Annotated in this window: 24 protein-coding genes, 1 pseudogene and 1 riboswitch; of the genes and pseudogenes, 14 read left to right on the top strand and 11 right to left on the bottom strand. The window is 68.8% G+C overall.

Annotated elements, in window-relative coordinates:
* The first annotated feature begins 192 nt into the window (after positions 1-192).
* A complete protein-coding gene (locus WME85_RS16355) occupies positions 193-1656 on the top strand; it encodes a dockerin type I domain-containing protein (protein ID WP_437839298.1) in 1464 nt (487 codons plus the stop codon).
* Positions 1657-1724: 68 nt separating this feature from the next.
* On the top strand, positions 1725-2873 hold the full coding sequence (locus WME85_RS16350; protein WP_437839296.1) for a hypothetical protein: 1149 nt from the start codon (positions 1725-1727) through the stop codon (positions 2871-2873).
* A gap of 80 nt (positions 2874-2953) precedes the next feature.
* Here the strand turns inward: WME85_RS16350 and WME85_RS16345 are convergent, their stop codons facing one another.
* Genes WME85_RS16345 through WME85_RS16320 form a run of 6 tightly spaced genes read right to left on the bottom strand, consistent with a single transcriptional unit; the run spans position 2954 to position 9844 of the window.
* A complete protein-coding gene (locus WME85_RS16345; RefSeq protein WP_437839294.1) occupies positions 2954-3547 on the bottom strand; it encodes a DUF7676 family protein in 594 nt (197 codons plus the stop codon).
* A gap of 36 nt (positions 3548-3583) precedes the next feature.
* Positions 3584-4585: an ABC transporter substrate-binding protein gene (locus tag WME85_RS16340; protein ID WP_437839292.1), complete on the bottom strand. Its 1002-nt coding sequence runs from the start codon at positions 4583-4585 to the stop codon at positions 3584-3586.
* Positions 4582-5373: an ABC transporter ATP-binding protein gene (locus WME85_RS16335; RefSeq protein WP_437839290.1), complete on the bottom strand. Its 792-nt coding sequence runs from the start codon at positions 5371-5373 to the stop codon at positions 4582-4584. The genes WME85_RS16340 and WME85_RS16335 overlap by 4 nt, the downstream gene beginning before the upstream one ends.
* Positions 5366-6427 (bottom strand): FecCD family ABC transporter permease, encoded by a 1062-nt coding sequence (locus tag WME85_RS16330; protein WP_437839289.1) that lies wholly within the window; start codon positions 6425-6427, stop codon positions 5366-5368. Before WME85_RS16330 ends, WME85_RS16335 begins: the two co-directional genes overlap by 8 nt.
* Positions 6428-6458: 31 nt before the next feature.
* Complete coding sequence (locus WME85_RS16325; protein WP_437839287.1) at positions 6459-7742, bottom strand: hypothetical protein; 1284 nt, start codon at positions 7740-7742, stop codon at positions 6459-6461.
* Positions 7736-9844 carry a TonB-dependent receptor gene (locus WME85_RS16320; RefSeq protein ID WP_437839285.1) on the bottom strand — a complete coding sequence of 703 codons (2109 nt, stop codon included), beginning with the start codon at positions 9842-9844 and terminating at the stop codon, positions 7736-7738. The genes WME85_RS16325 and WME85_RS16320 overlap by 7 nt, the downstream gene beginning before the upstream one ends.
* Positions 9845-10022: 178 nt before the next feature.
* Positions 10023-10250: riboswitch (cobalamin riboswitch) on the bottom strand.
* A gap of 438 nt (positions 10251-10688) precedes the next feature.
* On the opposite strand from WME85_RS16320, the gene WME85_RS16315 reads away from it, so the two are divergent.
* The 5 genes from WME85_RS16315 to WME85_RS16295 all read left to right on the top strand — a co-directional run bounded on the left by WME85_RS16315 (position 10689) and on the right by WME85_RS16295 (position 14534).
* A complete protein-coding gene (locus WME85_RS16315) occupies positions 10689-11591 on the top strand; it encodes an MbnP family copper-binding protein (RefSeq protein WP_437839283.1) in 903 nt (300 codons plus the stop codon).
* Between the two features lie 85 nt (positions 11592-11676).
* Positions 11677-12126: a hypothetical protein gene (locus WME85_RS16310; RefSeq protein WP_437839281.1), complete on the top strand. Its 450-nt coding sequence runs from the start codon at positions 11677-11679 to the stop codon at positions 12124-12126.
* A complete protein-coding gene (locus WME85_RS16305; protein WP_437839279.1) occupies positions 12123-13262 on the top strand; it encodes an MbnH family di-heme enzyme in 1140 nt (379 codons plus the stop codon). Before WME85_RS16310 ends, WME85_RS16305 begins: the two co-directional genes overlap by 4 nt.
* Before the next feature lie 604 nt (positions 13263-13866).
* Positions 13867-14208 carry a transcriptional regulator gene (locus WME85_RS16300; protein WP_437839277.1) on the top strand — a complete coding sequence of 114 codons (342 nt, stop codon included), beginning with the start codon at positions 13867-13869 and terminating at the stop codon, positions 14206-14208.
* The gene (locus WME85_RS16295) at positions 14205-14534 is read left to right on the top strand and encodes a hypothetical protein (RefSeq protein WP_437839275.1); all 330 of its coding nucleotides are present in this window, start codon (positions 14205-14207) and stop codon (positions 14532-14534) included. The genes WME85_RS16300 and WME85_RS16295 overlap by 4 nt, the downstream gene beginning before the upstream one ends.
* 109 nt (positions 14535-14643) lie before the next feature.
* On the opposite strand, the gene istB is transcribed toward WME85_RS16295, so the two are convergent.
* From istB to WME85_RS16280, 3 genes are read right to left on the bottom strand one after another with little or no spacing between them, the layout of a single operon-like run.
* Positions 14644-15468: an IS21-like element helper ATPase IstB gene (istB, locus tag WME85_RS16290; protein ID WP_437839273.1), complete on the bottom strand. Its 825-nt coding sequence runs from the start codon at positions 15466-15468 to the stop codon at positions 14644-14646.
* Positions 15437-16936: an IS21 family transposase gene (istA, locus tag WME85_RS16285; RefSeq protein WP_437839271.1), complete on the bottom strand. Its 1500-nt coding sequence runs from the start codon at positions 16934-16936 to the stop codon at positions 15437-15439. The genes istB and istA overlap by 32 nt, the downstream gene beginning before the upstream one ends.
* Complete coding sequence (locus tag WME85_RS16280) at positions 16933-17304, bottom strand: hypothetical protein (RefSeq protein WP_437307435.1); 372 nt, start codon at positions 17302-17304, stop codon at positions 16933-16935. Before WME85_RS16280 ends, istA begins: the two co-directional genes overlap by 4 nt.
* 588 nt (positions 17305-17892) lie before the next feature.
* Here WME85_RS16280 and WME85_RS16275 point away from each other — a divergent pair.
* Entirely contained in the window at positions 17893-18207 is a 315-nt protein-coding gene (locus WME85_RS16275; RefSeq protein WP_437839269.1) for a JAB domain-containing protein, read from the top strand.
* Positions 18208-18226: 19 nt separating this feature from the next.
* Here the strand turns inward: WME85_RS16275 and WME85_RS16270 are convergent, their stop codons facing one another.
* Complete coding sequence (locus WME85_RS16270; protein ID WP_437839267.1) at positions 18227-18718, bottom strand: hypothetical protein; 492 nt, start codon at positions 18716-18718, stop codon at positions 18227-18229.
* A 92-nt stretch (positions 18719-18810) separates the two neighbouring features.
* Between WME85_RS16270 and WME85_RS16265 the strand changes: the two genes are divergently transcribed.
* The 4 genes from WME85_RS16265 (at position 18811) to tnpC (ending at position 21817) form a co-directional block, all read left to right on the top strand.
* Positions 18811-19089: a helix-turn-helix domain-containing protein gene (locus tag WME85_RS16265; protein WP_437839265.1), complete on the top strand. Its 279-nt coding sequence runs from the start codon at positions 18811-18813 to the stop codon at positions 19087-19089.
* A 93-nt stretch (positions 19090-19182) separates the two neighbouring features.
* A complete protein-coding gene (tnpA, locus tag WME85_RS16260) occupies positions 19183-19506 on the top strand; it encodes an IS66 family insertion sequence element accessory protein TnpA (RefSeq protein ID WP_436617722.1) in 324 nt (107 codons plus the stop codon).
* Positions 19503-19859 carry an IS66 family insertion sequence element accessory protein TnpB gene (gene tnpB, locus WME85_RS16255; RefSeq protein WP_436617721.1) on the top strand — a complete coding sequence of 119 codons (357 nt, stop codon included), beginning with the start codon at positions 19503-19505 and terminating at the stop codon, positions 19857-19859. The genes tnpA and tnpB overlap by 4 nt, the downstream gene beginning before the upstream one ends.
* A gap of 50 nt (positions 19860-19909) precedes the next feature.
* Positions 19910-21817 (top strand): IS66 family transposase, encoded by a 1908-nt coding sequence (gene tnpC / locus WME85_RS16250; RefSeq protein ID WP_437839263.1) that lies wholly within the window; start codon positions 19910-19912, stop codon positions 21815-21817.
* Between the two features lie 570 nt (positions 21818-22387).
* On the opposite strand, the gene WME85_RS16245 is transcribed toward tnpC, so the two are convergent.
* Complete coding sequence (locus WME85_RS16245) at positions 22388-22663, bottom strand: plasmid mobilization protein (protein WP_437839261.1); 276 nt, start codon at positions 22661-22663, stop codon at positions 22388-22390.
* 213 nt (positions 22664-22876) lie between these two features.
* Here WME85_RS16245 and WME85_RS16240 point away from each other — a divergent pair.
* A pseudogene (locus WME85_RS16240) lies at positions 22877-23803 on the top strand (IS1 family transposase); the annotation flags it as partial.
* Between the two features lie 155 nt (positions 23804-23958).
* A complete protein-coding gene (locus tag WME85_RS16235; protein ID WP_437839259.1) occupies positions 23959-24780 on the top strand; it encodes a DUF6602 domain-containing protein in 822 nt (273 codons plus the stop codon).
* The last annotated feature ends 41 nt before the right edge of the window (positions 24781-24821 follow it).

Genomic DNA, 24821 nt, shown 5'->3' with positions numbered 1-24821 from the left:
AGAGAGGCTTCGTATCGAGCCATTCCGGTCGAAGATCGACAGGACGCCGTCGTCCCGCATGTCGTCGCGACAACGCGTGACCACGCGCGCTCCGTCGCGCTCCGGAGACAGCTCAGCTGTCGAGCGCGACGCGGGTGCGCAGGCGCGCGTCCTCTCCTTCACGGCAGTAGGGTTCACATCGAAAGAGGCCTCATGCGCACTTCTGCATCTCTCGTCGCCGCAGCGTTCCTCCTGCTCTCACCGCCGGCGTTCGCGGACGCCTTCGACGAGTACGCGGGGAACACGTCGTATACGTTCAACCTCCCCGCCATCGCCGACGGGTGGTCCGTGGCCCTGGACGGGTTCCCCACGACACTAGAGGAGATCGACGGCTACGAGCTGGCCGGTCGGCTCCTCGTCGCCAACGATCAGACCTTGTACCTCCAGAAGAACTATGGATCGAGCGTCTACGTGCCTGTCGCGACGCTGAGCGACGGGCCGATGGATCCGAGCTTCCTCGCCATCTCGCCGGACGGCAGCACGATCGCGCTCGGCGTCGGCTACGGGGCGCCGCTGCTGGTGTTCCCGAGCTCGATCCTCAGCATCACCTCGCCGCCCGACCTGCTCAGCCACGTGGACGTGATCGAGCTCGACGTCGAGTACTACGACGGAGCCTGGTACGGGAACGACGCGCTCGTCGTCAACGGCGGCTGGAACGGCCCGGGCGGCTACGCGAGCGGCGTCTACGCCCTGGATCTGACGGCGTCGCCGATCGCGGAGATCCCGCTGATCACGAGCATTCCCGGCGCCTCCGGGGGGATCGCGGTGGACTCCGAGGGCAACCTCGTCACCGGGATCGGCTACAAGACCTCGCCCAACCGGACGGGCGAGCTCCGGATCTGGGCGGCGGCCGACATCCAGGACGTCATCGACGGCACCTCGAGCGCTTACGCATACGGCGGCAGCGAGGGCTCGCTCCTGGCGAGCAACGTGCTGAGCGCGGCGGCGCTCGGCTTCGACGAGGACGACACCCTGCACGTGGGCGGCGGAGACGCGTTCGGCGTCGGCGGCGCCAGCGAGAACGGCTATGCCGCGCTCATCCGCGCCAGCGTCGTCGCGAGCGTCGTCGGGGGCAGCCAGACGCCGGTGAACGAGGCGAGCTCGTCGCAGTACCTCGAGCTCGTACCCGACGCCTGCGAGGACGACGGCGCGACGTCGCCCATCGCGTTCGTCGGCCACACGAGCGCCCTGGCGATCGCCTGGAACCCGTCGGGGGACGAGTACTCGTCGCCCGCGGGGCAGTGCTACTCGGCCGGGAGCGCCTCGGATTATTGGGAGATCGGGGTGACACCGAAGGTGACGCTGTACTTCCCCGACGGCGCGCCGGACGCCGACAGCGACGGCGTGCCCGACGGCGCGGACAACGCCTACCTGACGGCGAACGCGAACCAGCGAGACACCAACGGCGACGGCTTCGGGAACATCGCGGACGCGGATCTCGACAATGACGGCGACGTGGACACGGGCGATTACAGCATCCTGATGGCGGCGTGGAACACCCAGCTGGGCAACCCCGGGTACAACCAGCACGCCGACTTCAACGGCGATGGGAACATCAACACCGCCGATTACAACATCTATCTCGCGCGGTACGGCACGTCGGCGCCGTTCTACTGAGCAGCACGCGGGCCGCGCGCCGCGTCGGAGCCGTTCCGACGCGGCGCGCGGCCGCTTTCGGAGGTCTCATGATGTATCGTATCGCGCGCGCAGGCGCGCTCCTGTCGTTGCTCACGATCATCGCCTGTTCCTCGGAGGACTCCCCTTCCGGGAGCGGGTCCGGGGGAGCGGGCGGAACGGCCGCGCAGGGCTCCGGCGGCGCGGCAGGTCAGGGAGGGGCCGCTGGATCGGGCGGCGGGGCGACCACGTCGTCGAGCGACGCCGGGAGCGGCGCGGGCGGCGCGGCGACCACCAGCGGCTCGGGCGGCGCAGGCGGCGACGGCGGCGCGGGCGGGAGCGGCGCGGGCGGAGGGGCGACCACGGGCGGCGCTGGGGGCGACGGCGGCGCTGCGACCACGGGCGGCGCTGGGGGCGACGGCGGCGCGGGCGGGAGCGGCACTGGCGACGCGGCGACGACGGGCGGCGCTGGGGGCGACGGCGGCGCTGCGACCACGGGCGGCGGCGCTGGGGGCGACGGCGGCGCGGGCGGCGCGGTGACCACGGACGGCGCCGGGGGCGACGGCGGCGCGGGCGGCGCTGCGACCACGGGCGGCGCAGGGGGCGACGGCGGCGCGGGCGGCGCGGGGGGCGGCGGCGAGGCGTGCACGGGCTTCGAGACGGTGTTCGCCTCCGAGGTCGTGACCCACCTCTTCGGGCCAGGTCCGAGCTATGGACAGGACAAGTTCCCGGAGATCGCCTTCGGACCTCCCAGGGGCGGCGGTTGCTGCGGGGGCTCGACCGACGTGGTGTCTCTCGGCAACGGCGGCACCGTCACATTCGGCTTCTCCGGCAACCTCATCGTCGACGGGCCAGGCCCGGACTTCATCGTGTTCGAGAACGCGTTCGAGACCAGCCCGACGACCGTCTTCGCCGAGCTCGCGACCGTCGAGGTGAGCCAGAACGGCGTCGACTGGATAGCCTTTCCATGCACGGCCACGGCGGCCCCCTACGGCTCCTGCGCCGGCTGGCACCCCGTGCTGGCGAACTCCAAGACGAACTCCATCGATTCGACCGACCCCGAGGTCGCCGGCGGCGACGCATTCGACCTCGCCGACCTCGACCTCCGCTTCGCGCGCTACGTGCGAATCACGGATCGTCCGGACTTGACCGGAGCGACAGGCGTCTTCGATCTCGACGCCGTGGCGATAGCGAACGCATCCTGCCCCCAGGGCCGGTGATTCGGCCGATCCATCTCGGCAGCGCCCTCGCTCGCTCGCCCGGCCCGCAGCTCACGCCGTCGATCGGGCGGAGGCTCCAGCTACCCGCACATGCGCGGGCGCCGAGGGTCATCGACCGGCGCGGGCTCGGGCGGCACGCCCGCGAAGCGCGCGCGCAGGTCCATCCAGAGCGCGAGCCTCGACCAGTCCGGCTCCTTGACGGGCTTCGTGCGCTCCGGATTGAGCCACGGGTTCGGGAAGAACACCGTCATCATCTGCTCGTTTCGACCGTTCCAGAGCCTCAATCCCCAGCTCCTCGCCCGTCCATCCGCGTCGCGGTCGCGGTAGAACGCGGCCCGCGCGCACTGCCGCCATCGCGCGAGCTCCGGGGGCGTCGGCCGCGCCTTCGTTCCCTTGTGGTCGCCGACGCAGAGGTGGAAGTGCCACGCGCCCGGCTCGTCCGGCCCGATCGTGAAGTAGCCGTCGAGGTAGCCGACCCGGGGCTTGCTCGCGAACCGGAGCTCGAACACGGCGCCCTGGAGGCACGGGCCGAAATCGATGTCGCTCCAGTGGTCCTCGAACAGGACCCTCACCAGCTCACGATACGTCGCCTCCGCCAGCGGCACATCGAAGTACTCCGTCGTGGTCCCGTCAAGGTTGCGCTCGGTCGAGCGTTCAGCCGCGTCGTCGCTCATCTTGTCCATCTCCAGCTTGGCAGCGTTGCAAACGGGTCACTCGCCGCCCGCGCGCGCTTCGCCCAGCGCCGGGGGAGCGCCATGGACGGCCTCTCGAACGGCCAGGGCGGCGTCGAGCATCGATGGCCCCGGATCGCCGAGGAGCGCGTCATCGAGCTCGACCACGCCGCCGGGCGCGCTGCAGGCGCGGAGCCGGTCGAGACCGGCCTGGCCGCACAAGATCTTCCGCATCCCCGTGTTCGTCACCAGGACATCGGGATCGAGCGTCAGGACCTGCTCCGGCGTGTACTCCGGCCAGTCGCGGTGCACGGCCGCTGCCGCGTCGATCAGCCCTGCCGAGGCGAGCACGTCGTGGTAGCTGGTGCCCGCCGTGCCTCCGAAGAGGCGGCCGCCGTAACCGCTCAGGTACATGCCGCGACGGCGCTGCCGGGGCTGGATATCGGCGGCCACCGCGGCCATGCCCTGCACGAGGGCCGTCGCGAGCCGCCGGCCGCGCTCCGGGTGGCCGACCAGCGCGGCGACCTCGTGCACGTTGGGGACGAGGGTCGCGAGCCCGCGCATCGGGCCGAGGTCGTAGACGGTCAGGCCCGCGTCGCGCAGGCGCGCGATCCGGCGCGGATCGCCGTAGCCGTTGAGGAGGACGAGATCCGGCTGGAGCGCGAGGAGCGCCTCGATGTCGGCGGTGTCCTCGACGCGGGCCTTGCTCGCGTACCGGTAGCCGCGCGGCGAGCGGCGCGCGCCATACCCGGTGAACGCGACGACGCGGTCGGGCTCGCAGAGCTCCACGAGCAGCTCGTCCGCAACCGTGCTCGCCGACGCGATCCTGCGGAAGTCGCGGAGCGTGACCGCGACCCCCGCGTGATCCTCGAGCGAGGTCGAGCTCCCCTCGGGAACGGCGGCGTCGACCGAGCGCGCGGCCGCGTCGTGCCGACCGGCCAGCGCGCGCTGGTCGGAGGAGCGCGGCAGCGCGGCCGCGGCCACCGACAGGGCGAGCGCGCCGGTGAGCGCGCCATGGTTGAGCCAGGAGATGGCCTTCATGGCAGCGATCCTCCGCGACGGGCCTCATTTTCAGCGGGCAGCCGGAAGCCGAGCGCGCCGCCTGGAACGAGCCGCACGTCGTAGATCGACTCCACGGCGCCGGGCTTGATGACGTCGCGCGTCTCGCCCTGCTGGCGGAGCCGGCCGCCCTCCATGAGCACCGCGGCGTCGGTCCAGTCGAGCGCCTCCGCCAGCGGGTGGAGCACCACGACGACGCAGTAGCCGTCGGCCGCGAGGCGCCGGAGCAGCGCGTAGAGGCGGAGGGCGTGCCCGACGTCGAGCGCAGCGGTGGGCTCGTCGAGCAGCAGGATCCTGGCCTCCGTCGCGATCGCCCGCGCGAGGAGCACGCGCTGCCGCTCGCCCTGCGACAGCGCGGTGAAGGGGCGGGAGGCGAGCGGCGCGGTGTTCGTCAGCCGCAACGCGCGATCGACCGCTTCTTCGGCGGCCGCGGTGGCGCGCACGCGCCCGACGTGGTGCGCGTACCGGCCCTGCGCGACGACGCTCGCGACAGCGAGCGGCGAGCGGAGCTCGGACTGCTGCGGGACGTACGCGGCGAGGCGCGCCCGCTCGTGCGCGTGGAGCTCGCGCGCGCGAAGTCCGTTCAGCCGGATGTCCCCGTCGAAGGGCACGACGCCGGCGAGCGCCTTGAGGAGGGAGGATTTGCCCGCCCCGTTCGGGCCGAGCACGGCGAGCACGCCGCCGAAGGGCGCCGTGAACGACACGTCGTCGACGACGACCCGCCCCCCGCGACGGACGCGCAGCCCGGACACACCGACGGCTTCAGGCACGCTCCGCCTCCCGCTGCGAGCGCGCCAACAGCACCAGGAAGGCCGGCGCGCCGATGAGCCCGGTGATGACGCCGAGCGGCACCTCCCCGCGCGCAGGCAACAGGCGCGCGACCAGATCGCACGAGGCGACGAAGACGGCGCCGCCCAGCGCCGCGACGGGGATCAGGCGCCGGTGGTCGACGCCGAGGAACGGCCTCAGCGCGTGCGGCACGAGCAGCCCCACGAAGGCGACGTTGCCCCCGAGCGCGACAGCGCCGGCCGTGAGCACCGCCATCCAGAGGATGCAGAAGCGGCGCACCAGGGGCACGTCCACGCCGAGCGACGCCGCTTCCTCCTCCCCGGAGAGGAGCAGGTCGAGGGGCTTCCCCCAGAACCACGCGGCGACGACGCCGGCGAGCACCAGCGGCGCGGCCAGGGCGACGTGCCTGGGGCTCGTGCCCGACAGGCCGCCGAGCGCGAAGGCGACGACGGCGCGGCCGAGCTCCCACCGCTCCTGCGCGAGGCTCGTGGCGAGGCTCCCGAGGCTGAAGAACAGCGAGGAGAGGAGGAACCCGACGAGGAGGAGGCTCAGGAGGTCTCCCGGCGCGCGCACGAGCACGAGCACGAGCCCCAGGCTGACCATCGCGCCGGCGAGACATCCGGCCGGGAGCACCATCTCCGGGGGCAGCCCGCGGATCCCGCGCTCGGCGACGACGAGCTCCACCACCAGGAGGGCGATCTTGCCGCCCAGCGCCGCGCCGGCGGTCGTGCCGAGCACCGACGGCTCGGCGAGCGGGTTCCGGAACAGGCCCTGCACCACGACGCCCCCGACCGCGAGCGCGGCGCCGACGAGGAGCGCCGCCCCGAGGCGCGCGGCGCGGAGCGTCAGCAGGGTCGCCCGGAGGCCCGCGTCGGAGAGGCTCGCCGTGCCGAGCGCGAGCGAGGCCGCGGCGACCGCCGCGAGCGCGGCGAGCAGGACGGCGTACGCGAGGAGCGCGCGGCCGCCCGGACGCGAGGCCGTCGGCGCTTCACGCGCGCTCGCGGCGCGCTCGGCGCCGATCCCTTGCATGGTCATCTCACCCGTCCTCCGCCGCTGGAGCGCCGCATCAGATTCCGCCGATCGATCGCGGCGGGAGCCCGATCTCGGTGTCGACGGTCACGTCCTCCAGCGGCTCGAGCGCGCCGTTCGCGGTCACCTTCCAGCGCCGGAGCTTGTTCTTCTCCGCGTCGCTCACCAGGCAGACATCGCCGCAACCGGGCGAGCAGTGCACGCCGCCGAGGACGAAGGGCTGCGTCGCCTCGCCGAGCGTTGCGACGTCGCCCGTGGTGATGTTCACGGAGAACACGGTGTCTCCGGGGGACGCGTTGCCTCCGTAGGTCTTCGCGAGGAGGACGTCCTCGGACGCGAAGGCGAGCGAGGGCTGGATCCCCGCGTCGAGCTTCCTGGCCACGCCGAGCCGCTCGAGCTCCCTGGGAGGGGTGGAGCGAGCGTCGTAGATCACGATGTCGCTCGTCGCCGGATCGAACTTCATCGCGTCCGCGTCGAAGCGGCTCGAGCAGGCGACGGCCAGCCGATCGCCCGAGGGCGACACGGCGACGCGTCCGCAGCTGTAGAGCCCCTGGATGTCGACCGTCCACGCGACGGCGTTCTGCTCCGGCGAGACGCCCACGAAGCGCCCCTCCCCCTCCCGCGAGAAGTCGGCCGCGAGCCGATCGAGCGACACGACCACGTCCTCGCCGACGCGCGTCATCCCCGACGGGCACGGGAGGAGACCCTCGTCCTCCTCCGGGAGCGCGATGCGCCCCTCGATGGTGTACTTCTTCGTGTCGAGGACGAGGAGATCGCCGCCCTCGTCGAAGGGCTCTGCGCCCGGGGCCGGATTGCTCCCGAAGCGCGACACGAAAGCGCGCTCCTCGCCCACCTCGATGTAGTCGTGAGGGTTGGACTCGAACCCCTGCCCGACAGGGAGCTGGGCGATGACCTCGGCGGTCTCGAGATCCATCCAGGTGAGCACGTTCGTGCCGTACCGGTCGATCAGGACGACGCGTCCGGACGGCGGCGCCGTCGCCGGGACGTCGACGTCGCCCGACAGCGCGAGGCTGAGCCCCGGCTTCGTCGCGCCGCTCGACACGAAGGAGGGCGAGAGCGTGGTTCCGTCGAGCTCCGAGATCGCGATGTTGGTCGACTGGTAATCGCTCGTCACGATCACGACGCCGCGCTCGCAGGCGCCCGGCGTGTCCGGACCGCCTCCACCGCCACCTCCGCGTCCGCCGCCACCTCCACCGTCACCGCCGACGTGAACACCGCCCGTCGACGGCGGCGGCGGATCCACGTTGCACCCGAGGAGCGGGATCGAGAGTGCGATCGCGCAATGAATGATCTTCACCATGTTGACTCCAGTGTGAAAAACACGCTCCGTCCCGGGAGCGGATACCCGACGACGTCCGTTCGCCGCGAGTCGAGGAGATCGGCGATGCGCGCTCTCCCCGCGAGGTGCCCCCGGAACCACCTCGCCTCTGCGTCGAGGTCGACCGTCGCTTGCTCCGCGATCACGCCGAGGCCGGCGGGGTCGGCGTACCGGCTCGACTGGTACACGGCCCGGAGCTCGCCGGAGGCGCCCGAGAACACGGTGTCTCCCGGGCGCTTCCATCCGGCGTGGAGGCGCGGGGCGACGACGAGGCGAGAGCGGAACGGAAGGACGTCGTTGGCGGTCATCCGGTCCGGGGTCGTGTCCCGCGGATCGAGGAGCGTCGCCGCGACCTCGGCGCGCAGGAACGGGGTGACCTCGATCCCCGTCAGGAGCTCCGCGCCGAGCACGCGGGCGCGGCCGACGTTGTACGGGGCCACGTAGCCCTGGCCGGCGCGCGCGTAGGCGATGAGCCCGGAGGCCGCGCGCCCGAACAGGAAGGCGTCGACGTAGGCGCCGCGCAGCACCGCGCCGCGCCGCGTCTGCGCCCGGATCCCGGCTTCGAGCGTGACGCCGGACTCCGGCTCGAGCCCCGCGTTGCCGTGGACGACGCCGGAGAGGCCGTACACCTCGCCGAGCGTCGGGACGCGGAGATAGCGGCCCACGGTCGCGAGCAGCCGGATCCTCTCGCTCCCGGCTTCCACGCCGAAGCGCCCTGCCGGCGCGAGGACATCGCAAGGGCGCTCGGGGTCCGCGCCGGTGGCGTGGCACTCCCCGCTCGCGAGGGCGTGCAGCGTGACGCTCTCCCCGAGGCGCGCTTCCGCGCTGACGGCGCCGCGCGCGAAAGAGCGCCGCGCGCGCGCGAGCGGGATGTCGTCCGGCTCGCGCGAGATGCCCTCGCGCGCGACCGAGAGCATGGGTCGCACCCGGAGGTGGTCGGAGAGGTCGAGGGTCGCCCCCAGCGTCTGCTCCAGGCGGCGGCCGCCGACGCGGAGCTCGCGCGTGAAGAGCGCGAGCTCGAGGAGCGGGTCATCGAACTCGGAGCGCGCCTCGATGAACGACGTGCGCGCCTCGAGCGTGTGCTGCGCCTCGGCGCCGAACGGGACCCGCGCCACGATGGACGAGAGCGCGCGCAGGGAGCCCCCGCGGGCCCTCCGGGACGGCAGGAGCGCGAGCCGCGGCACGCCCTGCTCGCGGTCGGTCGCGTTCGCGAGCACGTCGAGGGTCGCGCCGTGGCCGAGATCGACGCGCGCGAGCGCCCAGGCGTCGATCGTGCGCACGTCGGCGTTCCGCCGGCGCTGCACGGTGTCGTCGCTCGCGTCGAAGAGCGTCCCGCGATCGTCGACGAACGCATAACGGTTCGCCGCGGCCTCGGCGCTCACCCCGACGAGCGCGCTCACCGGGCCCGCGCTGGCGCCGGCGAACGCCCACCCGCGCCTGGCGCCGAACGAGCCTGCCATGGCGCCCACGCCGGCCGTCGCCCGGGAGGGCCGGCGCGGCTCGAAGAAGATCGCGCCGCCTGGCCCGAGGCGGTCGGCCTCGATGGGGGCGTTGCCGCGGTAGATCTCGATCCGCTCTACCAGCCAGAGGGGCACGAGCGAGAGATCCGCTGTCCCCGCGACATCGTCGTTCAGGCGGACGCCGGCAAGGTACACCGGCGTCTGCGCGGCGGTCGCGCCCCGGATCGCGGCGGTCGCCGGTCCGCCGAAGCCGCCCGACTCCGTCACCTGGACGCCCGGCTGCGTGCGGAGCACGTCCGCGGCTTCGAGCCCCGCGCCGGTGAGGCGGTCGCGGGTCAGCACCGATCCGGCAACGGATCTGTCCCTGGGCGGCGCGGGCGCGCGCACGCTATCCCCTTCGACGCGCACCTCCAGCGGGGCTGCGGCTGCGGCCGCGTTCAGCGGGGCTGCGGCTGCGGCCGCATTCAGCGGGGCTGCGGCTGCGGCCGCGTTGCCGCCGGCCTGCTCGCCGCCTGGGCTGCGCAGCTCTTCCGCGCGGGCGGCCCGCGGGCCCGCCACCGCGCTGCCGGCCGCGAACGCGAGCCAGCACGCTGCGCCGCCGCGCCGCCGCGGAGGTCGAGTCACACGATGAAGCCATGATCCCATTCGCGCCCGCCTGCCCGCGTCGACCCAGCACTGCTCGGGTGAGCTGAGAGCCGAAGCGAGGGAGCTGCGTGACGGGCCACGGCACCGCGCGAGAGCGAGGTGATCCAGAGCCTGCGCGCCTTCCCCTCGAAGGCTCAGGTCAGCGCGCGCCGGAGCACCGGCACGCGCACCTTCGGCAGGTCTTCGGACTCACGGGCGCTGCGGCCGTCGCCGGTCGCTCTCCTACTGATCACCGCTTCCCAGGCCGCTCGACTGCTTGGCCCAGTGCTTGATGGTGATGGTCGTTCCCGTTCACCGCTGCGGGGGCAGTCCCGGATTCTCACCGGGTTCCCTTTTCAGCTCGCCAGGCGATGGCCGGACGAGCACCGATGGCGGGGCGACTCGTTGCAGACTTCGCGCGGGGTGTCAACACCGAGGTGCCGGCTCCGCCCGGATGCCAGCGCGGCGCGGTCATCCAGCGCGTCCCAGATGGCCGGCCTCGACCGCGCAAGGCCAGGCGTGCCGACAAGGGCGTGCCTTTCTGTCTGGGATACCGAGATCAACGAGGGCGCTATCTCCAGGCGGCCCGGAGCCTCTCACGCGCTCCGAGGCGTCGCTTCCTCGAGGTGTCTCTCGGTGGCCATGTTGCCTGTGCATGCAACCCCGACAGCCATCTGTCTGAGCTGCCTCAGGTGCGTCTACACTGGCTTTTCATCGGCGCTTTTGGGACACATCTTCTCATGGATGCCGCCGGCGCCCCCCTGGAGGACGGCCGCGAGGTGCGACAAATTGATGCATCCCAGGAGAGCCAACTTTCGAGTAGGGTGTGATCCGCTCCGGCGCGGTGGTGACGACGCTGCGGCCTCGTAGCTTGAAAGGTTGTCCGATGGTTGTTTCGATGGCTCGTGTCACGTTCCTGGGCGTGGCCTGTCTCGCGGCGTTGAGCGGGTGCAGCGGGAGCGACGAGGACGTCGCCGTGAAGACGTTTGCGTTGAGCTTTGCCGCCAAGGTCGGCGAAAAGCCATTCTCCTGCGCGACCACATTCGATGGAGTCGGCACGACCCGATCGGCGGTAAAGCCGCTCGATTTCCGCATGTACATCCATGACGTCCGGCTCGTGCACGACGACGGTTCCGAGGAGCCGCTCTCGCTCGAGCAGGACGGCATCTGGCAGCGCGACAAGGTCGCGTTCCTCGACTTCGAGGACGGCACGGGCTCATGCGAGACCGGCAGCCCGGAGACAAGGACGGAGATCGTGGGAACCGCCCCGGCCGGCGACTACGCCGGTATCAGGTTCAACCTGGGTTTACCCCCGGAGATGAACCACCTGGACGCGGCGACAGCCCCGGCGCCCCTGAACATTCCCGGCATGTGGTGGTCGTGGAAGGGCGGCTACAAGTTCGTCCGCCTCGACCTCATCTCGACGATGAACCCGACGTACTTCTTTCACCTTGGAGGTACGAAATGCGAGGGTACCGTCAACGAAGGCTTTTCGTGCGCCGCCGACAACGTCGCCGATATACGCATCGACGGCGTCGACCCGGAGTCGAGCACCATCGTCTTCGACATCGCCAATTTCTATGCTGAGTCCGACCTCGACCACCAGGTCGACGGCATGACGGATCGCACCTCCGGCTGCATGTCCTTCGAGGGCGATCCCGAGTGCCCGCCTGTCTTCAAGGCGCTCGGGATGGGCTTCGATGGCGCGAGCCCGTCCGCTCCGCAAACCGCGTTCCGGGTGGAGTGAGATGTACCTTCATAGACCAGCGGCCAGTCTCCTCGCGCCGCTCTTGATCTGTGCGCTTGCCGGCTGCGGCTCCTCCGACGAGGACATGGACGAGCCGAGCGACGCGGAGGTCCTTCCGGGCGACCCTGGCTTCCAGCGCGATCCGGCGCTCAACGTGGACAACATCAGCGCTGCTGCGGAGACGCGCAGCCACAACATGGGGCTGAACTGCATGGGCTGCCACCAGCCCCATGGGCCTGGCAAGGGGCTCTTCACCGCTGCCGGGACGGTGTACGCGCCGTCGGGCACGCCGGTCCCAGGCGGAACGGTCGAGCTCCGCACAGACGCCCAAGGCGAAGGAGATCTCGTGCTCTCGCTCGCCGTCGACGGGAACGGGAACTTCTTCACGACCGAGTCGCTGCCCTTCCCGGACCAGGAGCTGTTCATCTTCCTGCGGGCACCGGCCGGAGGGGGGACCAACAGCATGCCATTTCCAACCATCTCCGGAGCTTGCAACCTGTGTCACAACGAGCAACGCCGCATTCTGCTGGAGTGACCCGCGCGAGCACGTCGGCGGCGCTCCTCGCGCTCGCGGTGGCGTCGTGTGCGGGCGAGACGGAAGCGATTCCGCCTGTCGACAGCTACGAGCTCGCCCTGCCCGTCGGCTTCCCGAAGCCGTGGGTGCCGCCCGACAACCCGATGACCGAGGAGAAGGTCGCGCTCGGGCGCGCCCTGTTCTTCGACAAGCGCCTCTCGGGCAACGGGACCATGGCGTGCGCCTCGTGTCATGAGCGCGACAGGGGGCTCGCCGATGGCAAGGTGACCCCGACCGGCTCGACGGGGGACGCGATTCCGCGCAACGCGATGGGGCTGGCCAACGTCGCCTACTTCCCGCTGCTCACGTGGGGCAACCCCACGCTGTCGTCGCTCGAGGAGCAGGCGCTCGTCCCGATGTTCGGCGAGAGCCCGGTCGAGCTCGGGATCACCGGCGCCGAGGACGTCGTTCTCGGCCGGCTCCGCGGCGACGATGCGTACAAGGCAGCGTTCGTCGCCGCGTTCCCCGGCGAGAGCGAGCCGATCACGCTCGACACCGTCGTGAAGGCGATCGCGACGTTCGAGAGGACGCTCATCTCCGGGCGCTCCGCGTACGATCGTACTACGTACGGCGGAGAGGCGGGCGCGATGTCCGAGGCCGCGTTGCGCGGCATGGATCTCTTCTTCTCCGAGCGGCTCGAGTGCTATCACTGCCACAGCGGGATCAACTTCACGACCGCCTTCCGGAGCGCCGAGACGAAGCAGGAGGAGATGGATTTCCACAACACCGGCCTGTACAACCTCGACCCGGACGGGGGTTATCCGCCCGGCGGAGAGGGGCTGTTCGAGTTCACCGGCGACCCGGCGGACAAGGGGAAATACCGCGTTCCTTCGCTGCGCAACGTGGAGCTGACGGCGCCCTACATGCACGACGGGAGCGTGGCCACCCTGGAGGAGGTCGTCGACCACTACGCCGCAGGAGGCAGGACCCTCGACGACGGGCCGTTCGCAGGTGTGGGCAGCGAGAACCCGAACAAGAGCTCGCTCATCAGAAGTTTTACCATCACGCCAGAGGAGAAGGCGGATGTCGTGGCCTTCATGAAGAGCCTGACCGATCCGGAGTTCGCGGCCGTGGTGGATGGCGCGCAGGCGCCGTAGCCCGTCGAGCGCGGATCGGTCGCGAGCGCTCGACCTGCGGGGCGCGATCCGGCTGTCCAGGGCTGCCGCGCTGCCCTCGCGGCACCGCAAACGGTCCGGGTGGGGCTGCCGCGCTGCCCTCGCGGCACCGCAAACGGTCCGGGTGGGGCTGCCGCGCTGCCCTCGCGGCACCGCAAACGGTCCGGGTGGGGCTGCCGCGCTGCCCTCGCGGCACCGCAAACGGTCCGGGCAGGGCTGCCGCGCTGCCCTCGCGGCACCGCAAACGGTCCGGGAGGAGCTGCCGCGCTGCCCTCGCGGCACCGCAAACGGTCCGGGCAGGGCTGCCGCGCTGCCCTCGCGGCACCGCAAACGGTCCGGGCAGGGCTGCCGCGCTGCCCTCGCGGCACCGCAAACGGTCCGGGCAGGGCTGCCGCGCTGCGCTGCCGGCACCGCAAACGGTCGGGGCGGGGCTGCCGCGCGGTGGTGAGGGAATTTGGAGAAAACTGGGGGAGTTTGCCCGCAACCTCGCGCGGAAGGGCTAGGTTTCGGCCCGAAGTAAGTGCTGCCCGCGGGTGTTCCAGCACCCCGGGCAGCGTGGCCGCACCCCGCTCGCACGAGGTACGACATGCTCACCCTAGTACGTCCCGAGGACGTGGGCCAAGACGAAGCCCCGTCCAAGCGCCGCCGTCCACGTTCCACCGCCCTCACCGATGCCGAGGCGATGCGCCTCCGAGCCGCCCTCAAAAACATCAAGGGGCTGTTCGGCTCTTGGGACTGCCTCGCCGAGGTGATGGGCGTCCCGAAGACGACCATCACTAATTTTGTGTACGGCTCGCACCCGAGCACGACCCATGGTCTGGCCCTGCGCGCCGCCAAGGCTGCCGGGACGACCGTGGAGCAGCTCCTCGGTGGCCTCGCTGCGGCCGACCGTTGCCCACATTGTGGGACAACCTTGGAGGCGCCATGACTGACGTCACAAGCGTCGACATCACCGCCGCCACCGAGGTGCAGCTCGTCGAGATGGTCTTGGGGGTTCCAGGGATCGGTACGCAGCTCGTTACAGCACACGGATTGCTGGGGGTTGCGCGGCTCAGTCCCCATGTTCTGGCCGAGCGTGCAGAGATGGCCCTGCCGGACGCTACTCGGTTGGCAGCGGCCTTCGAGTTGGGTCGCCGTCTTCAAATGATCATGGGACAGCGCCGAAAACGGCTGAACACCCCCAAGGACATTGCCACGTTCTTTGCTCCGCGGTTCACCATGTGTAGATGGCCTCGGAGATCCGCAGGAATCTAACCACGGAGATCCGCGTAAACGTGACCCTCGCGTCCGCAGAAAAATGACCGCGGCACCCGCGGAAACCTGACCCCGGGCGCCGCGGGAATCTGACGTGGCGTCGGCCGGGTCAGCGCTTCTTCGCTGCTGCCGGGGCAGACGGCTCGGCGGTCTCCGGTCTCGGCTTGGGTCGCGCCTCGCTCATGGCCAGCGACTCCTTCTGCCGCCACGAGTCGGCGTCGATGTCGAGGATGTGGCAGTGCTGGACGAAGCGGTCGATCAGCGCCGAGACGCACGCTGCGCCCGGAAAGACCGTGCTCCACTGCTTGAACGGCAGATTCGTCGTCAGCACGAGCGATCGGCTCTCGTGCCTGCGGCTGATGATGTTGTAGAGCAGATCGGCGGACTGACGGCTGCACGGCAGATAGCCGATCTCGTCCAGAATGAGCAGCGACGGGGCGGTGTATTTCCGCAGCCGTCGCTCAAGGGCCGGCAGCGACTCCTGCTTGAGCAGATCCGCGAGGGCGGCCGACAGCGTCGTGAAGCGTACGGTGTGACCGCGCTGGAGCGCGAGCATGCCGAGGTTCTGGGCGAGCATCGTCTTGCCGACGCCGCTCGGACCCCGGAGCAGGACGTTGTGCCCCTTGGCGACGAAGTCGAGGGTCATGAGCTCCTCGACGAGCTCACGCTGGATCGTGCGCGGGTGGTTCCAGTCGAAGCGCTCGAGGGGCTTGAAGGTGCCGAGGGTCGCTGCCTTGGCGCGCGCGGCGAGATTGCGCTCGGCGCGCTCGCGGTGGGCGATGGCGACGAGCTCCTCGAACGTCTGCACCGGCGACAGGCGCGCCGTGGTGGCATGCGCGATCAGCGCGAGCAGCGCCTCGCGCGACACGCGTACGCCGAGGGAGCGAACCAGCTCAGCGACGTCATCGTTGGGCATCATAAGACTCCAGGTCATGGGGAACCACGTCGCGATCGGGGACATGGGCTCCGAGGTCGATGTCGACGGGGACAGGGGCATCGGCGGCGCGGCGGCGCTCCTCGCAGAGCACGGCGAGGGCACCGGGATCGTGCGTGCCGCGGGCGATAGCCTCGCGCGCCGCAGCGCCGAGGATCTCGACGCCGTACAGGTCGAGAAGGCGCAGGGCCTTGGCGGTCATGAAGCCGACGTTGCGACCGGCCTCCACCCAGCGCTCTTGCAGGATCTCGAAGCCGGGGATCGCGACGCCGAGCCGATCGCGTCCCTTCGCCTCGCGCGCGGCGCGCTTGTGGTCGAGCAGCTCGGCACGGTGCTCGGGCGCCTCGATGCTCTGGTGTCGTCCCCAGCAGCGCACGTGCCGCGCGAGCTCCGTGCCGCCGTCCGAGAGCCGCACGGTGGTGTCATTGGCGACGAGCATCAGCGTCTTGCCGTGGTGGATCGACGGCGCCGAATAGCGGTTTCCGTCGAAGTGCACGAAGGCGGTCTTGTCGACGGGCACGGGCTCGACGAGGTCCGTCTCCGGCAGCGGATCGGGCAGCGCGAGCAGCGTCGTCCTCTCCTCCGCGAGCACCTGGTCGACGCGCCGCTCAGGCCATCGCGGGTGCGGACGCACGTTGGCGATCTCGTCGAGGAAGACGAGCAGCTCGGCGTTGCCACGGTCGAGATCACGAATCGTGCGCGCGGCGAAGAAGCGGTCGCGCAGGAAGCGGATCGCTCGCTCGACCTTGCCCTTTTGCTGCGGTTTGCGCACGGCGCAGAGCCGCGGCGCGACGCGGAGCTGACCGGCGAGCGCGAGCAGGTCCGGGTGGAAGCGCACGGCGTCGCCGTGGCGCTCGAGGACAACGGTCTTGGGGTTGTCGAAGAGCCATTGTCTCGTCGCGCCGCCAAAGTAGCGACACGCGCGCACGAGAGAGCGGCGGAGCGAGCTCGCGGACAGGTCGAGCACGAGCTCGCCCCAGATCGCGCGCGAGTACGACAGGACCATGACGAAGGCCCAGAGCTGGCGTGTGCCGCCCGCGACGCGCAGCTTGCCGACATAGGCCCAATCGACCTGAGCCTGCTCGGCGATGAGCGGCTCGACGCGGAGGAACACCTCGCTCTTCGGTGCCGGGCGCACGAGCCGGACATGCCGTCGTACCGTGCGCACACTGCCCTCATAGCCGCGCTCCACCAGCATGTCGTACAGGCGCGTGGCGCGGAGCCGAGGATACTGTGTCAGCGTCTCGGGGACGAAGGCCTCGTAGCCGCGCAGCGGCAAAGGCACCTCGCTCACCGCGGCCTCCGCGCCGCGAACGACGGGCCGCGAGCGCGCCCCCTTACCCAGGCCGAGCACGCGCTCGACCGCGTCGTGGTGCAGGCCGAGCTGCGTCGCGATGGTGCCGATCTTCCAGTGCTCGGCGAAGTGCAGGCGGCGGATCTCCGCCTCCTTGGCCTCGTCGATCGTCATCGACCGAGGCTCCTGCGAAGGCGATGCTCGCCACGGAAGTTACCGAGTCCCGGCAGGCGTTGCCCGCGGCGGGGCGGGGCGTCCATGAAGAGAGGCTCGACGACGTAGTGTAGCGTCGCGCGCGCGACGCCGAGGCCGTCGCACAACCCCAGCGCGAACAAGATGTCCTCGGACTCCGCAGAAACGACAGCACGGACCCTCTGGTCGTGCCAGAGCGCCATCGACTCGCACAGCATTGGCCCGGCAAACCGATGCGCCGGCGTGGCCACCGATCGCAGCCGGGCCTTCATCACCTCGTCGGGCCCCTGCGTCAGCAGCACCCGCGTCTCCTGCGGCGTCGCGGAGATCGTCATCACGAGCTCGTCCATCCATCGACTCCTGCGGGCCGGCGGCGGCCACGTCGTCCTTCGACGTCGGCGCGCCGGTCCGCGGGCACACGCTGGCGGATGCGGGCAAGTTGTCGGAACCCCTATCCATCACGCGCCGGCCCTGTCGGGCGCGGTAGGCCCGCTGGCGATCACGGTGATCGAGGCGCCCCTCGTGGGAGCGCTGGTGCCGCAGCCGAGCCGCGCGTTGCGCCCGGTGGCGAGCCGCGTCGCGGCAGGCGCTGCCGCAGTAGAGCTGCCCTCGATCACACCGGCCGCAGACAAAGAAGATCGCGGCGCAGAGCCCGCAGCGCGCGAGCCGGAAGCTGTCTTGCACGAGTCCCCGGACCAGCGCGCCGGGAAGTTGCCCTCGCTGCCTGGGTCGTGCGAGACAGGCCGGACATCGGTCTGTCGCCGATCCCCGGAAGGCCCTGGTCGCTACCCAGGGCCTTCTTCTTTTCGGCGCGCCGCTTGGGCGCGATCTCTACCGCCGCGCCTCGCGCTGGCGAACTTCCCGGCCGCCCGCGCTCGCCCCCAGGCGTCACGAGGTGAGGGGCAGAAATCTGCGGATCGCGGTGGCTACTAACAACCATGCAGGTACACGAAGAACTGTGGATCGGAGCTCTAGACGCCAGAAACGGTGTGCGTGGGGTTAGCCTCGTCTCTCGTGGGGGTCTCCACGGGACGTGGGTACGTCCTGCTGATGTTCTTCGGGTCGCTCTGGAGCTCGGCGCGGTCAATTTTGTCATGGTTCACAACCACCCGTCCGGCGATCCCACGCCCTCGGACGATGACGTCGAGCTGACGAACGAGATCGAGCACCGGGCGCACCTCATCGGCATCGAGTTGAAAGATCACGTGATCGTCTGCCCGAGCGGCAGGTACGCCTCCGTTTTCAAGAGATAGACCTGCCCCGGTCATCGAGTCATCGAGGACAGCAGAAAACGGAGTCGTTCATGTTGTTCCGCCGCTGGAACAGGTGAGCGCAACCGTCCGCTTCTGCAACCAGCTCGTCCTCCTCGAAGGTACCTCCCTCGTAGCTCTTACGAAAAGGCGGCAGCCCCATGCCGCTGCATTCGGCGTCGGGCTCTGCCCCCCACGATTTGACGCGAACTTTGCTCTTGAGGGAAGCCGCTTTGGCGGCTCGGGCACCGTCGTCAGACGGCTGACTATCCTCATAGGCCCGGCGATCTGCTGCTCGTTGCGCGTCCAGCGCGGGTTGCATGCCCTTTAACTTGGCTGCTGCTGCCACGCCGGACTTGGAATGCGGATCCGCTCTAATCGCTGCCTCGCACGCTCGCGCCGCTAAGACAAGCTCTCCCTTTTGCTCCATGGCTAAGCAGCGGGTGTACTCCGGATCCGCCTCATCCTTACATCCACCAGCGCCGAGTACGCTCGCCAGAACGAGCGCCCCCATGACCTGAACCCTCAGCCTCATGTGTGCCTCCGTGGGACATAAATCACATATGAGGGTTTTAACGGCGATGCAACCGGGTCCGAACCACGGGCGTGCAGCCCGAGGACCCGGAGCTCGTCATCGCGACCGTAGGACGCCGCATCGCCGAGTTACGCGCGGGGGCCGGACGAACGCAGAACGAAGTAGCCGAGGCGCTCGGCACTACCGTGTCAAATGTTCAGCGCATTGAGCACGGCCTACAAAATGTAACCCTGCGTACGCTTACGAAGATCGCCAACGCGATCGGCGTTAGGGTGGCCGAGTTCTTTCAAGAGCCGGCAGCTCCAGCAGCTCCACGAAGGAGAGGACGACCGCGGAAGGCGAGGGACTAGATCCGGCCCGCTCGCCGGTCAAGATTCCCTCTTGACGTTTAGAAGTAAGCGCTGCGCGAAGCGCCGTCTCACCCCGGCCGCGCTGTCCAGTTCATGATGGCGTGCATGACAAGGACGAAGGCGACCGAAGTGATGTGGTCCGAGCGCGTTCGGGCATGGCGCGAGAGTGGTGAAACGGCGGAGGAGTTCGCTCGAAGCCGCGGATTTGCGGCCTCGACGCTGCACGGCTGGTCGAGCCGGCTGTCGCGGGCCGAGCCACCGCGCTTTCTTCGCCTGGTGCCGAAGGCGCCCGCCGTGACGAGCAGCGCTGCGGAGCTCGTCGTCGAGGTCGGGGGCGCGCGGGTGCGCGTCGCCGCAGGGTTCGACCCCGCGCTGCTGGCGGAGGTGGTCCGTGCCCTCGGCGGAGCGGCGCGATGATTCCGGCGGGCGTGCAGGTGTTCGTCGCGCTGGAGCCGGTGGACATGCGCTACGGCTTCGAGCGGCTTTCGGGTCTCATCCGTGAGCGTGTGGGGTACGAGGCGCGCTGCGGAGCGCTGTTCGCGTTCGTCGGCAAGCGGCGGACCACGATCAAGATTCTCTTCTTCGATGGCAGTGGAATCTGCCTGTTTTCAAAACGCCTTGATCGCGGAGCGTTCGCACTTCCCGACCCCCCGACCGAGGGCGCCACGCACGTCGAGGTGGACGACGCCACGCTCGAGACGCTGCTCGACGGCATCGAGATCGCGCCCACGTCCAAACCGCGAAGGCGCGCACCGCGCCGCGTCCACTGAGCCGCACGAATTCGCTCGACAAGTACGCGCGGCTTACGTAGAGCGGCGTCGTGCACGACGCCGCCGCCAAGCCGACGCTCTCGGCCGAGCAGCAGCGCATCGCGCAGCTCGAAGCGGATCTCGCCGCGGCAAAGAGCGAGCTCGTGGGAGCGCGCGATGCGCTCGCGCAGCTTCGGCGCGCCTACACCCGTGCGCTCGAGCAGCTGCAGCTTCTGCGACGTCGACTGTTCGTGGCCAAGGCGGAGCGCGCCGAGGTGAGCGCGGAGCAGCTGGCGTTCGACTCGATGTTCCTCGAGGTCCAGCGCCTCGAGAAGGCACTCGACGCCGTCGAGCGCAACACGGGCGACGAGCGGCAGCACGACGACCCCAAGGGGCCGAAACGAAGGTCCGGCGGCAAGGGACGTCGCGATCTGTCCGAGTCCGACCTGCCCGTCGTCCGCATCGAGCTCTCCTGCCCCGAGCTCGATGCGACGGCGACGCGCATCGGGGTCGAGGAGACCTCGCGACTCGGCTACGAGCGCGGCGGAATGCGCCGCATCGTGCTCGCACGCGTCGTGTACAAGGCCGAGCGGTCCGTCACGGATGCGAGCAGCTCTGGCGAGGGGGAAGCGGCCCCGCTCCAGGTCGTCGCGAGAGAAGCCCTGACGCCGACGCCCGCTGCGAGCGTCAGCCCGGAGGACGCGGCAGCGGCCGGCGAGCCGAGCGCTTCCTCCACAGCGCTCGACGCGCCCTCGCTCGATGCGCCGCCGCCGGCGCCGAAGGGCGAGACCTGCACGGTCTTCATCACGACGCCGCTTCCGAAGGAGCTGTTCCGGCGGTCGTTCCTCGCGCCGTCGATGATTGCGCACATCCTCACCAGCAAGTACCTGCTCGGTGTGCCATTCTATCGACTGGAGCAGCAGCTGGAGCTTCAGGGCGCGTCGCTCGATCGCGGCACGATGTGCCGCTACGCCGAAGACGTCGGTGCGTCCCTGGGCGCCATCGTCGAGGCCGCGCGCAAAGAGGCCTTCGAGACCGCCTTCTGCCTGTCCACGGACGCCACCGGGGTCTCCATCCAGCCTGGGCCCATCCAGGAGCGCAAGGACAAGAAGCCCGGGCCGTGCCGCAAGGCACACTTCTTCGTCGTCCTCGCGGACAAGGATCACGTCTTCTTCGAGTACCAGCCCAAGCATACCAGCGCTGCGGTCTGCGATATGTTCCGCGGCTTCTCTCGGTATATTCAAGCTGACGCTCACGCCATCTATGACGCCCTCTTCCGCGGCACACCACCAAGAGGCGCTGCTGCCGACGAGAAGCGCGGTCCGCCCCCGACCGAAGTCGGATGCTGGTCGCATTGCCGTACCAACTTCTGGGAGGCGGCGGTCTGCAAGCACGAGCTCGGTGTCGAGGGGCTGCGGCGCATCAACGTCATCTTCGCTGCCGATCGCGCGCTGGCGGACCTGCCGCCCGCGCAGCGCAAGGTGCGTCGCGATGTCGTCGTCCGCCCTCTGGTGGACGCGTTCTTTGCCTGGGCCAGGGCCGAGCACGCTCGTCCCCGCGAGCGCGGCCTGGTCTCCACCGCGCTCGGCTACGCCCTCCATCAAGAGCAGCCCTTGCGGCGCTTCCTCGACGACGGTCGCCTGCGCCTGGAGAACAACGCCAGCGAGCGAGCGCTGCGATCCATTGCGGTTGCGAGAAAGTCCTGGCTCTTCTTCGGCAGCGACGACCACGCCTCCGCCGCGGCCAACCTCTTCTCGCTCGTGGCGAGCTGCAAGCTGCACGGGCTCGACCCGGAGGCCTACCTGGCCGACGTCATTCGCGCGATGCCCTACTGGCCGCGGGAGCGCTACCTCGAGCTCGCCCCCAGGTACTGGGCGCGCACCCGCGCCCGGCTCGTCGACGACGAGATGAACCTCGCCCTCGGGCCGATCACCGTCCCGCCTCCGCTTCCCGCGGAAGAGCAGCGCGCGACGAGCTGACCGAGCCGGTTCCATCGCCCCCATCCTGCACCAGCTGCCCGAGGTTGGGGCCGACGGCGCTTCATGCAGCGCTTACGTTTAGAAGAACTCGTACCGAGCCAGCCTGCTCGCAAAATCGACCGATCGACAGCAGGCAAAAGTTCCGAGTGTTATTTCTAAGTAGATATTTCGTGGTACCGCGTTGGTTGCGCGTTGCCGGACATGGGGATAGACAGTCCTGCGCGGTCGGACTAGCCGACCCTCTAAAACCAGCTCAGCGTCGCGTTGCCTGTTACGGGCTCCCTTTCGGGCCCGTGAAAGGCGACGACCATGGGAGGTCGAAACTCCCATGGTCGTCGGTCGCATACGCGACGCGGTGACGATCCCCATTCGTCTCGGATCGATCGTCACCGGGCGCCATGACACGCCCACAGTCCTCTACACCGCCAGTGAGAGGGCTTATGAGGCTTCATGTCATGGCGTCCTGATTGTTCCGCAAAAGAACCATGATGAAAAATAGTCCCATTGGGAAGCCCACGCCTGTATCTCCTCGCCCGTTGCTCCAGCGTGTGCCGCCGACCTGCCCCGTTACTATTCGGGAGCATTGGCGGACGGGTCGCCCCCCCCGGGCGAGGCGCTAGCTTCTCGCAGACCCAACCGCCGTAGCCAGGCCGAGACGTCGAGCCCCTCGCGGTCGGCGGCCTCAGTCAGGGTCCGCTTCTGTTCCTCCGTGACCCTGATCTTGATGACGGCTTCCTTCCTTTGCTCGTCGGGCTTCCGGCGGATTTGGGGCGCGTCTTGTGCAGGTTGAGGGGGGTCCGAGGGCCCCGCCCTCGGTACCCCCTTCGTCTTTGTCGTGGGTCTCATCGGCCCTAGTGTAGCCACACTAGGGCCACAGGCAACCCTTGACACGTGGCCCTAGTGTGGCCACACTAGGGCCACCGGTGAACGACCGGTACCAAAAAGCCCCGCCCTCGGCTGGAACCCGAGGGCGGGGCCCTCAGAACTCCCGGCGGTTGCCCGCGCGAGCGTCCCGCATCGCGATCGTGGGCTACCAGCCGGAGAAAGGCAAGACCTACGTTGGCGTACATCTTGTCACACGAAAAGCGCTTAGCAGTTTGTGCTGCTCTCGTTGACGGCAATAGCGAGAGGGCGACCGAGCGGATGACATCGGTAAGCCACAAAACTATTCGACGCTTCGCCCTTCAATGTGGTGCGGGTGCTCAGCGGCTTCATGATCGAGTGGTTCGGGACCTGCGATGCTCCGCGATTCAGGTCGACGAGATCTGGTCGTACGTTGGCAAAAAGCAAGCTCGCGTCAACGAGAACGATCCACCTGGCACAGGAGAGGCATACACTTTCGTGGCGCTCGATGTTAACAGTCGCCTTGCGATCTCAGTTTACGTAGGAAAGCGCGACGAAGCGAGCACTCAGGCGTTCATCAAAGACCTGCGTTCACGTCTTGTGGTGATGCCCGCCATGACATCTGATGGGTTCGCTCCGTACGTCAGTGCGATCGGTGCAAATTTCGGGGCCTCGATCGATTATGCGCAATGTAAGAAAAATTACACACAACAGGGGCGCCGGGACGACCACCGATACGAACCGCCTCGTGATCCGTTTATCACCAAGAAGGTCATCTACGGAGCCCCAGATCTTGAAAAAGCCTCAACGTCGTACGTTGAGCGCCAAAACCTCACGATGCGTCATCAGATTGGCCGGATTCGGCGGCTGTGCCTCGCGTTCTCAAAGAAGATAGAAAATCACAAGGCAGCAGTGGCACTTGCCTACTGTCACTATAATTTCTGCCACGTTGTCAAAACGCTTCGTGTGACTCCGGCCATGCAAGCAGGGATCACAGATCACATCTGGAGCCTGGACGAGTTCATGGAGGCGATCTTGAACGAGCCCGAGGGCGGGAAGCCGACGCCGAAGCCTCTCGCGGTTCGGCAGCCGGAGGGACCGGCCCGGGAGCTGCCGGGCGGACGGGGCTGGCTCAGGCTCGTGTGAGGTAACTTCGCGCAGCTTGACGTTCTTTTAGGGATGCTGCAAGGTCGGCGATCAAGCCGACCAGCGCCGACCTGCGATTCATCTGAAGCAACCGCATGCTGGCGATTCGGGACGGGTGGACTCTACCAGCGAATTCATAATAAAGGATACCCATGGCTCGTCCCTATCGTGAGATCATCAGAATAGAATCAGACAAGATGCGTGCAGCGGCAGTGTCGGCCTTTGATCATCCTACGGGGAAGGGGGATCATCGGGAAGATCTCGTCCGCGGCATGTTAAGCGAGCGAATCGGATCGGCCTTCGACGTTGTTAAGGCCGAAGTTATCGACAGCTTCGACAATACCACAGGAGAATACGATGCCGTTATATTTGATCATCGTACGGCATCCTGTGTGCTGTCGGAGGCCGGAAGGAAAGTGGTAAGGGTTGAGTCCGTGGTGATGACGATCGAGATAAAATCTCGATTAGAAACTGAGCATCTAAAGGAGACGTTGCGACGCGGAAATAAACAACTATCTTCGCTTAGGCGATGTTACAGCCCCAACCAGGTGCTCAGGGCAAAGGGTCCTGACGCTCCAAACTGGGACGAGACGCAGAAGATCTTTCGCGACGGATTGAGTCCTCTATGCGCCCACGTGAGCATACCAGAAGTCATAAACTGCGTGTTTGCATTCGATGGTATCACCTTGAATGCCGCAGCGAATGAACTTTGCCATCCTATGGTCGATGCAGTTTGCGTACTTGGTCGTTATACAGTCGCCAAGAACAGAGGCGGATTTGAGCACGATGGATCTGAGCTGATTGTCATGGGCGAAAACGAGGATGCACTCGGTGGGTTCCTTCAGCTTATTGAGACGGTGTTGGAGCGCTATCTTGAGTCCCGTTTTTGGGTCTCACCGGACTGGAGAAGATACTATGCAGCGTCCTCGAACATAGATGCGACCGGAAGCCGAAGTGAACAAGGAGCAATTTAGCGCTTCGGCCGAAAGTACGGCGCAACGATGTCATGATAGAC

The sequence above is a fragment of the Sorangium sp. So ce1153 genome, from assembly GCF_051521595.1.
Lineage (GTDB): Bacteria > Myxococcota_A > Polyangia > Polyangiales > Polyangiaceae > Sorangium.
This window is presented reverse-complemented; position numbering and strand designations above follow the sequence as displayed.